The sequence below is a fragment of the Cupriavidus sp. TMH.W2 genome, assembly GCF_050847365.1.
In the GTDB taxonomy this organism is placed as follows: Bacteria; Pseudomonadota; Gammaproteobacteria; order Burkholderiales; family Burkholderiaceae; genus Cupriavidus.
This window is the reverse complement of sequence record NZ_CP193792.1, coordinates 1,898,908-1,913,062: the sequence shown is the minus strand read 5'-3', so window position 1 is coordinate 1,913,062 and position 14,155 is coordinate 1,898,908. Positions and strand designations below refer to the sequence as shown.

At 65.1% G+C, this 14,155-nt stretch carries 11 protein-coding genes and 1 tRNA gene; 9 read left to right on the top strand and 3 right to left on the bottom strand.

Annotated features, from left to right (window positions below; translation table 11 throughout):
* Window positions 1–98: 98 nt before the first annotated feature.
* The 6 genes from ACREYQ_RS08745 (at window position 99) to ACREYQ_RS08720 (ending at window position 7,741) form a co-directional block, all read left to right on the top strand.
* Window positions 99–1,187, top strand: coding sequence for a tartrate dehydrogenase (locus tag ACREYQ_RS08745; protein WP_432260327.1), 1,089 nt, complete (start codon window positions 99–101; stop codon window positions 1,185–1,187).
* Window positions 1,188–1,326: 139 nt separating this feature from the next.
* Window positions 1,327–2,685, top strand: a complete 1,359-nt coding sequence (locus ACREYQ_RS08740) for a dicarboxylate/amino acid:cation symporter (RefSeq protein WP_432260326.1) — start codon at window positions 1,327–1,329, stop codon at window positions 2,683–2,685.
* Between the two features lie 51 nt (window positions 2,686–2,736).
* On the top strand, window positions 2,737–3,987 hold the full coding sequence (locus tag ACREYQ_RS08735; protein WP_432260386.1) for a glycerate kinase type-2 family protein: 1,251 nt from the start codon (window positions 2,737–2,739) through the stop codon (window positions 3,985–3,987).
* The gene (pyk, locus tag ACREYQ_RS08730; RefSeq protein WP_432260325.1) at window positions 3,984–5,402 is read left to right on the top strand and encodes a pyruvate kinase; all 1,419 of its coding nucleotides are present in this window, start codon (window positions 3,984–3,986) and stop codon (window positions 5,400–5,402) included. The genes ACREYQ_RS08735 and pyk overlap by 4 nt, the downstream gene beginning before the upstream one ends.
* Before the next feature lie 10 nt (window positions 5,403–5,412).
* Complete coding sequence (eno, locus tag ACREYQ_RS08725) at window positions 5,413–6,699, top strand: phosphopyruvate hydratase (RefSeq protein ID WP_432260324.1); 1,287 nt, start codon at window positions 5,413–5,415, stop codon at window positions 6,697–6,699.
* A 55-nt stretch (window positions 6,700–6,754) separates the two neighbouring features.
* Window positions 6,755–7,741, top strand: coding sequence for a tripartite tricarboxylate transporter substrate binding protein (locus tag ACREYQ_RS08720; RefSeq protein ID WP_432260323.1), 987 nt, complete (start codon window positions 6,755–6,757; stop codon window positions 7,739–7,741).
* Between the two features lie 24 nt (window positions 7,742–7,765).
* Here ACREYQ_RS08720 and ACREYQ_RS08715 read toward each other — a convergent pair whose 3' ends face one another.
* Complete coding sequence (locus ACREYQ_RS08715) at window positions 7,766–8,629, bottom strand: c-type cytochrome (RefSeq protein WP_432260322.1); 864 nt, start codon at window positions 8,627–8,629, stop codon at window positions 7,766–7,768.
* Between the two features lie 365 nt (window positions 8,630–8,994).
* On the opposite strand from ACREYQ_RS08715, the gene ACREYQ_RS08710 reads away from it, so the two are divergent.
* On the top strand, window positions 8,995–9,213 hold the full coding sequence (locus ACREYQ_RS08710; RefSeq protein ID WP_432260321.1) for a hypothetical protein: 219 nt from the start codon (window positions 8,995–8,997) through the stop codon (window positions 9,211–9,213).
* Between the two features lie 62 nt (window positions 9,214–9,275).
* On the opposite strand, the gene ACREYQ_RS08705 is transcribed toward ACREYQ_RS08710, so the two are convergent.
* Window positions 9,276–9,362, bottom strand: a tRNA-Leu gene (locus tag ACREYQ_RS08705).
* A gap of 392 nt (window positions 9,363–9,754) precedes the next feature.
* Here ACREYQ_RS08705 and ACREYQ_RS08700 point away from each other — a divergent pair.
* Both ACREYQ_RS08700 and ACREYQ_RS08695 read left to right on the top strand, forming a co-directional pair.
* The gene (locus ACREYQ_RS08700; RefSeq protein WP_432257737.1) at window positions 9,755–10,780 is read left to right on the top strand and encodes an IS110 family transposase; all 1,026 of its coding nucleotides are present in this window, start codon (window positions 9,755–9,757) and stop codon (window positions 10,778–10,780) included.
* A gap of 404 nt (window positions 10,781–11,184) precedes the next feature.
* The gene (locus ACREYQ_RS08695; RefSeq protein ID WP_432258891.1) at window positions 11,185–12,333 is read left to right on the top strand and encodes an integrase core domain-containing protein; all 1,149 of its coding nucleotides are present in this window, start codon (window positions 11,185–11,187) and stop codon (window positions 12,331–12,333) included.
* Between the two features lie 790 nt (window positions 12,334–13,123).
* Here ACREYQ_RS08695 and ACREYQ_RS08690 read toward each other — a convergent pair.
* Window positions 13,124–14,026 (bottom strand): acyltransferase, encoded by a 903-nt coding sequence (locus ACREYQ_RS08690; RefSeq protein WP_432260320.1) that lies wholly within the window; start codon window positions 14,024–14,026, stop codon window positions 13,124–13,126.
* Window positions 14,027–14,155: the final 129 nt, after the last annotated feature.

The window sequence follows — 14,155 nt, the reverse complement described above, 5'->3', positions numbered from 1 at the left end:
AGGTTAAGAATGGTTTAACTCTACAAGCGATCCAAAACCTTGTCCACGGCCCAGAATCCGCCCCACGCACTCAACGCGATTCAGACCAGGAGACACAGATGAAGACGTACCGCATTGCAACGATCCCGGGCGATGGCATTGGCAAGGAGGTGGTGCCGGCCGGCCGTGAAGTGATGGAGGCCCTGGCGGCCGCCGGCGCAAACTTCCGCTTTGAATTCGAAGACTTCGACTGGGGTGGCGACTACTACCGCCAGCACGGCGTGATGATGCCCGCCGACGGCCTGGATGCGCTGCGCGACAAGGACGCCATCCTGTTCGGCTCGGCCGGCGACCCGCATATCCCGGATCACATCACGCTGTGGGGCCTGCGCCTGAAGATCTGCCAGGGCTTCGACCAGTACGCCAACGTACGCCCGACGCGCATCCTGCCCGGCATCGACGGGCCGCTCAAGCGCCGTGCCCCGGAAGACCTGAACTGGGTGATCGTGCGCGAGAACTCGGAAGGCGAGTACTCGGGCGTGGGCGGCCGCGTGCACCAGGGCCACCCGATCGAGGCAGCCACCGACGTCAGCATGATGACCCGCGTGGGCGTCGAGCGCATCCTGCGCTTCGCCTTCAGGCTGGCGCAATCGCGTCCGCGCAAACAACTGACCGTGATCACCAAGTCCAACGCGCAGCGCCACGCCATGGTGATGTGGGACGAAGTGGCCGTGCACGTCGCCAGGGAATTTCCGGACGTCAGCTGGGACAAGGAGCTGGTCGATGCCGCCACGGCGCGCATGGTGAACCGTCCGAAGTCGCTCGACACCATCGTTGCCACCAACCTGCACGCCGACATCCTGAGCGACCTGGCCGCGGCGCTGGCCGGCAGCCTGGGCATCGCCCCGACCGGCAATATCGATCCGGAGCGCCGTTACCCGTCGATGTTCGAGCCGATCCACGGTTCGGCCTTCGACATCATGGGCAAGGGCCTGGCCAACCCGGTCGGCACCTTCTGGTCGGTGGTCATGCTGCTGGAACACCTCGGCGAGAACGAGGCGGCGCAGCGCGTGATGCAGGCGGTCGAAGTCGTGACCGCCAACCCGGCGCTGCATACCGGCGACCTGGGCGGCAAGGCGACCACCGCTGAAGTGACCAAGGCAGTCTGCGACCTCCTCGCCGCCGGCCAGCAGGCAAAGGCGGCCTGACCGCCACGCCACATGAGCCCGGCCACGGCCGGGCCACATCCCGCGGGCCTGCCGGCCCGCACCGCCTTCCGGCATGGAGAGCAGCCGTCCAGAGCTGCGCCGGGAGCGCTTTGCCTTAAAGACATAGCAGGAGACAGCAATGATTCACAGGCTGCTAGGCAAGCTCTACGTCCAGGTATTGCTAGGTGTCAGCGCCGGCGTTGCCCTGGGCGTGTGGGCGCCCGATATCGCGAGTGACCTGAAGCCGCTTGGCGACATATTCATCAAGCTGATCAAGATGGTGTTCGCGCCCATCATCTTCGCGACGGTGGTGCTCGGCATCGCGCGCATGGAGAACATGAAGGAGCTCGGCCGCGTCGGCGTGCGGGCCCTGATCTACTTTGAGGTGCTGTCGACGTTTGCGCTGGCGCTGGGGCTGCTCGTCGTCAACGTGGTCCAGCCGGGCCATGGCATGAATATCGATCCGGCGCACCTGGACACCAAGGCCATTGCCAGCTACACGCATGCCGCAGAGAAACCGCACACGTTCATCGACTTCATGATGAACCTGGTGCCGACCAGCATTGTCGATGCGCTGGCCAGGAACGACATCCTGCAGATCCTGGTCTTTGCCACGCTGTTCGGCATTGCACTGTCGCATATCGGCGCGCGCGCCAGGCCGGTGGTGGACTTCCTGGACGCCTTCACGCACGGCATCTTCACGGTGGTGGGGATGATCATGCGGCTGGCGCCGATCGCGGCGTTCGGCGCCATGGCCTTTACCGTGGGCAAGTACGGCCTGGGCTCGGTGGTGTCGCTGGGCAAGCTGATGGGCACCATGTACATCACCTGCGTCCTGTTCGTGGTGATCGTGCTGGGCGGCGTGGCCCGGCTGTCCGGATTCAGCCTTTGGAAGTTCCTGAAGTACATCCGCGACGAACTCTTCACCGTGCTCGGCACCAGTTCGTCGGAATCGGTGGTGCCGCAGTTGATGCGCAAGCTGGAGAACGCCGGCGTCAGCAAGCCGGTGGTGGGGCTGGTGGTGCCTGCCGGCCTGACCTTCAACCCGGACGGGCAGTGCATCTACTACACCATGGCTGCGATCTTCGTGGCCCAGGCAACCAACACGCCGCTGACGCTGATGGACCAGCTGATCGTGCTTGGCGTGCTGCTGCTGACCTCCAAGGGCTCGGCGGGCGTGACCGGCTCCGGCTTCATCACGCTGGCGGCGACGCTGGCGTCGCTGGGCAAGATTCCGGTTGCCGGCATGGTGCTGCTGCTGGGTGTCGACCGCTTCATGTCCGAGGCGCGCGCCATCACCAACACGATTGGCAATGCTGTGGGCACGCTGGCCATTGCACGATGGGTGGGGGCGGTGGACCGCCAGCAACTGGCCGATGCGCTGGACGGCAAGCTCGATGACGAAGCTGCCGCGGTGGTGCCGCAGGACAAGGATGACAACCCGGTACGCGCACGCATCGCCCCTGCGGCGGATGCTCACGCCAACCTGATGCACTGAGGGGCCGACTTGACCAAGCCATATTCCGAGCCCGCCGCGCTGCTGCGGCGCATGTTTGAAGCGGCGGTCGCCGCCGCCCAGCCGGCCAGGACCCTGGCTCGGCACCTGCCGCCGCCGCCGCGCGGACGCACCCTCGTCATTGGCGCAGGCAAGGCGTCGGCGGCCATGGCGAGCGCGCTGGAAGCGGCATGGCCCGGGCCGCTTGAAGGCCTGGTCGTCACGCGCTACGGCTATGCGGTGCCATGCTCGCGCATCGAGATCGTGGAGGCCGCGCACCCCGTTCCGGACGATGCCGGGCTGGCCGCTTCGCAGCGCATGCTGGAGATGGTGGCGGGCCTGGGCGAGGACGACCTGGTGGTCTGTCTGGTCTCGGGCGGCGGCTCGTCGCTGCTGCCATTGCCGCTTCCGGGCATCACGCTCGACGACAAGCAGCGCGTCAACCGCGCGCTGCTGAAGTCCGGCGCCACGATTGCGGAGATGAATTGCGTGCGCCGGCACCTGTCCGCCATCAAGGGCGGGCGGCTGGCCGCGGCGTGTTATCCGGCGCGGGTGCTGAACCTGCTGATTTCCGACGTGCCGGGCGATGACCCAATCGATATCGCATCGGGCCCGACCGTGCCCGACCCGACCACGCGCGCCGATGCGCTGGCCATTGTCAAACGATATGCGATCGAGCTGCCGGCCAATGTGATGGCAGTGCTGGCGTCCGAAGCGGCCGAGACACTCAAGCCTGGCGACCCGCGCCTGCCGCGCATCCGCACCGAGTTCATCGCCACGCCGCGACTGGCGCTGGAAGCCGCCGCGCAGATGGGCCGCGACGCAGGCTATGCCGTGCACATGCTGGGCGACGCCATCGAAGGCGAAGCCCGCGATGTCGGCAAGGTCCTGGGCGGCATCGCGCTGGAAGCCGCCAGGCGTGGCCAGCCGTTTGCCGCGCCGTGCGTGCTGCTGTCCGGTGGCGAGACCACCGTCACGGTGCGCGGCGCCGGGCGGGGCGGCAGGAACGTGGAGTTCCTGCTGTCGCTGGCGCTGACGCTGCGCGGCGAACCCGGCATCCATGCGATGGCGGGCGACACCGATGGTGTCGACGGCCAGGAGGAGATCGCAGGGGCCGTGATCGGTCCCGACACGCTGGACCGTGCCTGGCGCGCCGGCCTGCGTCCGCAGGATGCGCTGGCCGCCAACGACGGCCATGGATTTTTCGAGGCGCTGGGGGATGCCGTCATCACCGGTCCCACGCTGACCAATGTCAACGACTTTCGCGCGATCTTGCTGACGCGCGCTTCTGGAGCCTCCGCATGAGACGCCTTCGCAATGCCAAGATCGTGGCCACGCTCGGTCCCGCCAGCACAGACCCGGCCACCATCGAACGCCTCTTTGACGCGGGCGCCGATGTGTTCCGCCTCAACTTCAGCCACGGCACCCATGCCGACCACCAGCAGCGCCTGCAGAGCATCCGCGCCATCGAGCAGGCACGCGGCCGGCCCATCGGCGTGCTGCTGGACCTGCAAGGGCCCAAGCTGCGTATCGGCACCTTTGCCGACGGCCCGGTGCAACTGGCCGCGCAGGCGGCATTCCGGCTCGATCTGGATGCCAGCGTGCCGGGCTCGGCGCAGCGGGTCAGCCTGCCGCATCCGGAGATCTTCGCGGCGCTGCAGCCGGGCGCGGAACTATTGGTCGACGACGGGCGTGTGCGGCTGCGCGTGGAGCGGTGCGGCCCGGAGTACGCCGAAACCACCGTGGTCAACGGCGGCACGCTGTCCGACCGCAAGGGCGTCAACGTGCCGGGCGTGGTGCTGCCGCTGTCGGCGATGACCGAGAAGGACCGGCGCGACCTGGACTTTGGCCTGTCGCTGGGCGTGGACTGGATTGCGCTGTCGTTCGTGCAGCGCGCCGAGGATATCGAAGAGATCCGCCAGATCGTTGACGGCCGCGCCGGCATCGTCGCCAAGCTGGAAAAGCCCGCCGCCATCCAGAGCCTGGAAGCGATCGTGGCGGCATCGGATGCGGTCATGGTGGCGCGCGGCGACCTGGGCGTGGAGATGCCGGCCGAGCAGGTGCCGTCGCTGCAGAAGCGCATCGTGCGCGCCTGCCGCAAGGCCGGCAAGCCGGTGATCGTTGCCACCCAGATGCTGGAATCCATGGTCGGCGCGCCGGTGCCGACGCGCGCCGAAGCCTCCGATGTGGCGACCGCCGTCTACGACGGCGCCGACGCCGTGATGCTGTCGGCCGAATCGGCCTCGGGCAGCTATCCGGTGGAAGCGGTGCGGATGATGGACAGCATCATCACGCGAACCGAAGCGGACCCGCAGTACCACGAAGCCATCCAGGCTTCGCACTCGGAACCGCGCGCCGAAGCCGCCGACGCCATCGGTTATGCCGTCAGGCATGTGGCCAGCCTGCTGCGCGTGCCGGCAGCGGTCACCTACACCAGCTCAGGCTACTCGGCGCTGCGCATGGCGCGCGAACGGCCCGAAGTGCCGATCCTGGGCATGACGCCGCGCGTCGCTACCGCGCGCCGGCTGGCGCTGGCCTGGGGCGTGCATGCGGTGCTCTGCCATGAAGTGGTCGATGTGCTGGAGATGACCGACCTGGCCAGCCGCACCGTGCTGAAGGAGCAGTTCGGCGTGGCCGGGCAGCCGATCGTCATCTCGGCCGGCCTGCCGTTCACCGTGGCCGGCACCACCAACCTGCTGCGCATCGCGCAGGTCCAGTAAGGGGAAGACCATGACTGCAATCAGGGAGCTCCGCGGCTATGAGCTGCTCGATTCCCGGGGCAACCCGACGGTGGCGGCCCAGGTGGTGCTGGCCGATGGCGCGGAGGGCTTCGCCGCCGCACCGTCCGGTGCATCGACGGGATCGCGTGAAGCGCTGGAGTTGCGGGACGGCGACAAGCGGCGCTATTTCGGCAAGGGTGTGCAGAAGGCGGTGCAGCACATCAACGTCGATATCGCGCGCGCGCTCAACGGCCTGGACGCCGCGGACCAGGCCGAGTTGGATGCCTGCCTGATCCGCCTCGATGGCACGCCGGAAAAGTCGCGCCTTGGCGCCAACGCGCTGCTGGCCGTCTCGCTGGCCAGCGCCAGGGCCGCGGCGGCTTCGGCCGGCCTGCCGCTGTACCGGTCGCTCAGCGCCGGCAGGATCGAGACCCGCTTGCCGCTGCCGATGATGAATATCATCAACGGGGGTGCGCATGCCGACAACAGCATCGACATGCAGGAGTTCATGATCCTGCCGCTCGGCGCGCCCAGCTTCTCCGAAGCATTGCGCTGGGGCGCGGAGGTATTCCATACGCTCAAGGGTGTGCTGAAGGCGCGAGGGTTTGCCACCGCCGTTGGCGATGAAGGCGGATTTGCGCCGGACCTCGCTTCAAACGAGCACGCGCTCGAGGTCATCATGCAGGCCATTGAAGCCGCGGGCTTCCGGGCCGGCCGCGACATCGCGCTGGGCCTGGACGTGGCCAGCTCCGAGTTCCATGAAGAGGGTCGCTATGCCTTGCAGTCCGAGGGCCGCAGCTACGACGCGCAAGGCTTTGTCGACCTGCTCGACAGCTGGGTGCGCCAATACCCCATCGTCACCATCGAGGACGGCATGGCGGAGCAGGACTGGCAGGGATGGCGCCTGCTGACCGAGCGCCTGGGTGCGCGCGTGCAGCTGGTGGGCGACGACCTGTTCGTGACCAATGCCGCGATCCTTGAGGAAGGCATCGCGCAAGGCGTGGCCAACGCCATCCTGATCAAGCCGAACCAGATCGGCACGCTGACCGAGACCCTGCAGGCCATCGCTGTGGCCGAGCGTGCCGGCTACGCATCGGTGATGTCGCACCGCTCCGGCGAGACCGAGGACACCACCATTGCCGACCTGAGCGTATGCACCGCGGCCACGCAGATCAAGACCGGCTCGCTGAGCCGCTCCGACCGCGTGGCCAAGTACAACCGGCTGCTGTTTATCGAAGCGGAGCTGGGTTGCGCGGCAACCTTTGCCGGAAGGCAGGCGATTTCGCAGGGAAAGTAGGGCTTCAGACAGCCGGGAGCCGGCTGCAAAACATAGAACAATCAGGAGACAAAACATGCGTGGTACTGAACTCGGGCGTCGTACTTTTGGGGCGGCCTTGCTGGCTGCGGGGGTGATCTTCAGCGGCACGTGCCTGGCGCAGGAGTGGCCGGCCAAGCCGGTCACCCTGGTGGTGCCGTTCCCCTCTGGCGGCACCACCGACGTGCTGGCCCGCGCGCTGGGCGACCAGTTGTCGAAGAGCCTGGGCCAGCCCGTGATCGTGGAGAACCGGCCCGGCGCCGGCGCCACCGTGGGCGCGGACTATGTCGCCAAGAGCAAGCCCGATGGCTACACGCTGCTGATGGGCGCGGTCCACCATACCATTGCCAGCAGCGTCTACAAGAAGCTGCCCTACAGCTTCCAGAAGGACCTGGCGCCCATCGCCACGGTCGCCATGGTCCCCAACGTGCTGGTCATCAATGCCGCCAGGACCCCGGCGAAGAACGTCACGGAACTGGTGGCGCTGGCGAAGCAGGCGTCGCCGGAGTTTGCCTATGGCTCCAATGGCAACGGCACCGCGCAGCACCTGATCGGTACGCAGTTCCAGACGGCGACGGGTGCGTCGCTGCTGCACGTCCCCTACAAGGGCAGCGGCCCGCTGACGACCGACCTGCTCGGCGGACAGGTGACGATGTCGTTCGACACCCTGACGCCGGTGCTGCAGCAAATCAAGTCAGGCAAGCTGCGAGCCCTGGCCGTGACCACCGCGCGGCGTTCCTCCGTCCTGCCCGATGTGCCCACGCTGGAGGAGTCGGGGCTCAAGGGCTTTGATATCGGTACGTGGTTCGGCGTACTGGCGCCGGCCGCCACGCCCGCGCCGATCGTGACGCGGTTGAATGCCGAGATCGTCAGGATCGTGAAATCGCCGGACTTCCAGCAGCGCATGCTGGCGGTGGGCGCGGAACCGATGGCGAGCACGCCGCAGGAGTTTGCCAGGCGCATCCAGGACGAGACCGTCAAGTTCGCCAGGCTGGTAAAGGATGGGAAGGTGACCATCGAGTAGCCGGCGGCGTCTGCCCGCAAGGCGTCAGGACCCGCCGCCGGGTGCTGCCGCCTTGCGTCCGGCCATATGACGCAGGTAGGCCAGCAAGTCCTTCAAGTCCGCGTTGGACAGCGTTTGTTCGTCGATGGCCGACATGCGTGAGTTGGGCCACCAGCGCAATGACTGCGGGTCACGGATCAGCCTGGCCAGCTTGTCGTCGCCCAGATACTCCACCGGGCTGTACGGCACGTTCAGGTCCGGGCCGAGGTTGGCATCGCCGACGCGGTTGAGGGAGTGGCACGAGAAGCAGACGCGCTGGAAGGTCGCGAAGCCGCGCATGACCGGTCCATCGGCAGGCTGGCCGGCGGCGGGCCGGATGGCTGCATAGCGCTCGGCGGGGGACGCGGTGATGTCGATGCGCACGATGCTGTAGGTCCAGTGACTCTCGTTGATCGCCGTGGCGGCTCCGCCGGGCGGCACGGTCCAGATCAGGCGAAACGGGCCGATATCCTGGTCCTTGAGCCTTGGCCATGGCGCGGCAGGGTTCTCGACCGCCAGCCACGCGCGTGGTTCGTTAGCGCGATCGGCCAGCAGCAGGCGCATCGGCAAGTGGGAAACATAGCCATCGCTGGCCGCGGTCGTGGCACTGGCACTGTCGTTGACCGGCATGCCGCGCAGAAGGGCTGTCAGGGGGATGGCCTTGAATGTCAGGCGGCGCTTCAGGTTGTCGTCATCCACCGTCACATTGACCAGACGTGGATCGCGCAGCAACTCGTCGCGGGTCCAGCTGCGCTGCTGCGTGCCTGCCAAAATGGTCAGGGTTGCCGGGTCCGCGGCGCACGCCGGACCTGCCAGGAATGCCAGTGCGCAGCCAAGCGCGCCAACGAACTTTGTCAGCCAGTGATTCATGTGCCAGTCTCCTTCGGCATCCCGTGCGATTGCTGTGATTGGTGGGGATACTGTACGCGATCGGTGCGGCAGTGGCGAATGCGAAAGGTCTTATCGCCGCACGATGGCGGGAGCGGGAAACTGCAGACCTCACCGAAGGGTTCGGTGAGCGGGGGTGACAACCCGAAAGAACCTTAGGAAATTTGATCTCGTTCTATTCAGAGTCGCACGGACAAGCTGTTTCCATGGCGGGCCGGGCGGGGCAGCTGCGAAGCTGGCCGGGTCTTTTTCCTGAGGTTCCCCGGTATGTCACTCCCGTTTTCAGGCCCGCCACCTTTATCTCATCCGGGCAGGCGGGCTTTCTCTGGTTAGTAGGAGATAACACGATGCAAATGTCTACCCATCACCCTGCCGATGCCCGGCATATCGTTCCGGCCAGCACGATCGAATCCTTTGAGCAGATCAGCGCCGGGCTCAGTGCCATCCTGTTGCTGGTTGAAATCGAGAGCGAGCGTTCGGAGGGCTGCCACAACGTGTATTCGCTGCTGGCCATGGTGAAGGCGAGGTTGGACCAGACGGCAGGAAAGCTGCGCGCGGATGATTGAAGCATTCGCTGTGGCAAAAACAAAAAGCCCGCACTTTCGTGCGGGCTTTCTGCTTGAAACTCTGGTGCCCAGGAGAGGACTCGAACCTCCACAGTGTTGCCACCGCTAGGACCTGAACCTAGTGCGTCTACCAATTCCGCCACCTGGGCAGGTGGTGAGCCGCGAATTCTACCGAAGGCGGCGGAATTTGCAAGGGGGTTTTGGGCGGTGTGTGGAAAAAAATCGGTGATGGGGGATTTGTCGCGGTGTGGTGGGTTGTTGCGCTTGGCGTGCTTTCTGCTCGTTGGCTTGCTTGGTTATGTCGGTCGGGTTTCCTGTTGTCGTAGGTTTTACCGCCTGGTTCCGCCCTGCTGGGCGGGTCACTTTTGTCCGAGCGACAAAAGATGGAATGAACGCGCCCCGGCCCTCCGATCAAAGGCGCCGGTAGTTCAGTTGTGCATCCGGGGAAACGTGACAGGATAGGCGGGTCCCCCATCACGAAACGGCATCGATGTGCCAGAGTGGGAGTGTCACCAACCACGCGAGGATGGAGGGACCCGAGATGAATACTACGACTTACGGCCTGGATATTGCAAAGACTGTCTTCCAGCTCTATTGGGTCGAGCCTTCCGGCAAGTGTTCCAACCGCCGCTTCAGCCGGCCCAAGCTGCTGGAGTTTCTCGCGAATCGCGAGCCCGGACGTATCGCGCTCGAAGCATGTGGCAGCGCGCACTGGTGGGCCCGCCAACTGCAAGCCTTGGGTCATGAGCCAGTGCTGCTGCACGCCAGGTACGTGCGACCGTTCGTGCAGACGAACAAAACCGATGCGGCCGATGCCAAGGCTATCTGGACCGCGGCGCAGCAGCCCGGGATGCCGTTCGTGGCCCCGAAGACCGAGCCGCAACAGTGCGTGCTCAGCCTGCACGCCATGCGCCAGCTGCGCGTGAAGATGCGCACCATGCTGGTCAACCAATTGCGCGGCACGTTGTTTGAGTTCGGAATCCGGATCCGTCCCGGGCTACGGATTGGCCTGCAGGAAATCGTGCAACGAATGGACGAAATCGAACAGGACGTGCCGCCCTTGCTGTTCGAGTTCGTGCGCGAACAATTGCAAAGCATCGAACGGCTCGATCAAGAGATAGCTCGCCTGGATCAACGCATTGATACCTGGGGTCGGCAAAGTCAGGCCTGCAAAACGATTTTGGCCATTCCCGGCATCGGCATGCTTACCGCCACGGCCATGGTTGCCACCATTGGCGACGCGCACACCTTCAAGTCCGGGCGCCAACTGGCGGCTTATCTTGGCCTAGTGCCCAAACAGACCGGCACCGGCGGCAAGGTCTGGCTGAGCGGCATCAGCAAACGCGGCGACCCCTATCTGCGCACCTTGCTGATTCACGGCGCTCGGGTCGTGCTGAGTCATCTGCGCAGAAAGAACCAGCCCGGCTGGAGCCTGATGCTCGCCCAGCGACGGCCGAAAAACGTCGCGGCTGTTGCCCTGGCTAACAAGACGGTGCGTACCATCTGGGCCCTGTTGGTCCACGACCGCACCTATGACCGAGACTACGTCTCGGTCAGGCCTGCCTAGCGGGCAGGCCTGAGCTAGCAAGCAAGGAACCCGTCCACAGGTTGCGAGGGTAATGTCCACGTGATGGCAAAACAGGTTGGACCGCGGGAGTGCAAGCCCAATTGGTTACTGGTGCTCAAAGCACGGCCAAAAGATAGGGACACTCCCGGCGAAATCCATCAGGGCCTGCAGGCCAGGCCTGCACCGCAAGGCCGGATATAAGTCTGCAGCCAATCCTGTCCAAGCCTGATGTTGGCTTTACCTTGCAAACCGGGGCGCGTTCATATAAGTAACCAAAAACGCGTCGCCGGTACGACTCACCCACATAGGTAACAGAACAGTTCAAGCACATAGGTAACAGTTTTCTACCCTGCATGGGCGACAGCCAAAGGGAGGCGCCCATGCCCTGGAGTGAGCTCAAACCTATGGACCAACGACTTCTGTTCATTGCCGAGCACCTGCGCCGCGCGGACAGCGTCAGCGCGCTGTGCGAGCGCTATGGCATCAGCCGCAAGACTGGCTACAAGTGGATCGATCGTTACGCCAATGAAGGCGCCAGTGGGCTCGCGGACCACAGCCGCAGCCGCCATGCGCAGGAGCGGATCGCCTATCCGATCCGCCAGGCGATCCTGGAACTGCGCGGGCAAGGCGGGATGGAGCTGGGGCCGAAGAAGATCCAGCAGCGCCTGGCCGAACGGTTTGGCGAGGCAGAGATACCCTCGCGCACGACCATCTACAACATCCTGAAGGCAGCGGGCCGGATCGATCCGCAACGCAAGCGCCGACGGGTGATGCGGTATGGCACGCCGCTGCGCTCGCCGCGCGAGCCGAACGCGCTGTGGAGTGCGGACTTCAAGGGACAGTTCCTGACGGCGGACCAGTGCTGGTGCTATCCGCTCACGGTGATGGACCACGCCAGCCGTTACCTGCTGAGTTGCAAGGGCCTGGCCGGCCCGCGGCTGGCGCCGACGAAGTCGGTGTTCAAGCGGCTGTTCCGGCGTTATGGGTTGCCGGACCGGCTGCGCACCGACAACGGCGTGCCGTTCGCGTCCACGGGGTGTGGAGGACTGTCGCAGCTGTCGATCTGGTGGCTGAAGCTGGGGATTGTGCCGGAGCGGATTGCGCCCGGGCATCCGGAGCAGAACGGCAGGCACGAGCGCATGCACCGCACGCTCAAGCGCGCGACGGCGTTGCCGCCAGCGGCGACGCTGGCGGCGCAGCAACGGCGCATGGATGCGTTCCGGCGCTTCTATAACGAACAGCGCCCACACGAAGCGCTGGGCCAGCAGACGCCGCACAGCTGCTACACCTCATCGAATCGGGAGTATCCGAGCCGGCTGCCGGAGATGAGCTATCCAAGCTACATGGAGACGTACCGAGTGAGCACCGCCGGTTTGCTCTACCGCCACAACGTGGTGATGTATGTCGGACACTTGCTGCGAGGAGAACTGGTGGGACTGGAGGCGATCGACGATGGCGTCTGGCATGTTCACTTCGGCCCAATCGTGATTGGAGGAATAGATGAACGCCACAACCGCAAGCGCTATCTAAGTCTCAAAGTGTTACCCATGTGAGTGAACTCGTTTGTTACCCATGTGGTTGTCCCGTACACGCCTCAGGCGGCTGGCCACCCATTCCACGGTGTGGGTGGTTCGGGCGGCGGTGATTTCCGTTCGACGGGGTAGGTGGTTCAGGCCTGCTACGCTCCCGGGATGTGCCTTGCGTCGACGGACTATTGGACGAACCCGACTTTAGGCTATTGGCAGCCTTCTAACGAGGTTATCGGTAGGACGCCTACGGCTGCGCTGCGCGCACTCAGTATCGTAGGTCGGGGGCTCGGGCACGGAGTGCGTCGCTGCGCTCGCACGGCGCTGCCGCGGATGATGCCGGGCCAAAGGAAAAAATCAGGACATGGCCGCTAGTTCTGCCACGTTAGGACATGCGCGTAGCGCAGCCGAAGGCGTCCGACCGACGCCGTAGTTAGTAGGCTGCCAATAGCCTAAAGTCGGGTTCGTCCAATAGTCCGTTGATGTGGGTACAGACAGGGTGCGTAGCAGGGTCGAACCACCAACCTCATCGACTGGAAATCACCGCCGCTGGAACCACCAACGCCGAGGAATGGATGGCCAGCCGCCAGAGGCGACGCGTTTTTTGGTTACTTTTTGGCGCTCGGCCAAAAAGTGACCCGCCCAGCAGGGCGGAACCAGGCGGTCCAACCTACGACAACATCGAACCCGCCCGACATAACCAAGCAAGCCAACGAACACGAAGCCAGCCGTCTACGCCGGCGATACAACCCACACCCGCCAAGCACCACAAACCGCCCAAACAGCGAAAACCCAATCACCCCCCCAAAAAAAAACCTCACCCCACCCGCCCCGACACCAACGCATCGATCTCCGCATCCTTCTCCTCCCACTGGCGTGCCAGCCAGTTGTGGAATTCCCTGCGGAAGGCCTTGTCGCTGCCGTAATCCGCCTCGCAGAAGGCCGGCGGCACCGGCAACTGCCGCATGCGCACCAGCACCGGGCCGCCGCGCCCGCAGGCCAGGTCCCAGAAGCCCGGCGCGCCTTCCGGGTACGCAATGGTGACGTCGATCAGCGAGCGGAACTTGTTGCCCATCGCATTCAGCGCCACCGCCAGTCCGCCGGCCTTGGGCTTGAGCAGATGGCGGTACGGAGAGTCCTGGCCCGCGCGCTTGGCATCGGTAAAGCGGGTGCCTTCGGCAAACACCATCACGCTGGTCGGTACCAGCGAAAACTTCGCGCAGGCGCGCTTCGCCGTTTCCTGGTCCTGGCGCTGCAACGCCGGATTGCGCCGCAGCTGCGCCTTGCCATGGCGCTTCATGAAGGGAAAGTCCAGCGCCCACCATGCCAGCCCGATCACCGGCACATAGATCAGCTGTTGCTTCAGGAAAAACTTCAGCAGCGGGATGCGCCGGTTCAGCGAGCGCTGCAGCACGAAGATATCGGCCCACGACTGGTGGTTGCAGTTCACCAGGTACCAGTCGGCATAGCGCAGCCCTTCATTGCCCTGGACATCCCACGGCTCGCGCTGGATCCACGCGAACCAGCCGGTGTTGTTAGAGATCCAGGCGGTGGCGATGCCGTTGAGCAGCGGATCGATGCGCCGCCTGACGGCGGCAAACGGCAGCGCCAGCTTCAGCAGCGCCAGCGGAAACAGCAGCGCGCACCAGAACAGCGTGCTGGCGATCAGCAGGGTCCAGCTGAGAATCCCGGTGATCCAGGCGAAACGGCCACGTGGCACAGGAGCCCGGCGGCGTGCAGCCGTGGAAGGGGGCGGAGCCTTTGATTGACTCGTTTCAGCGGCAACGGGCGGAGAAGAAGGCAGAGTGGTCATGGGGTGCCAGTTTGCAGGCTTGTTTTGGATTGGAGC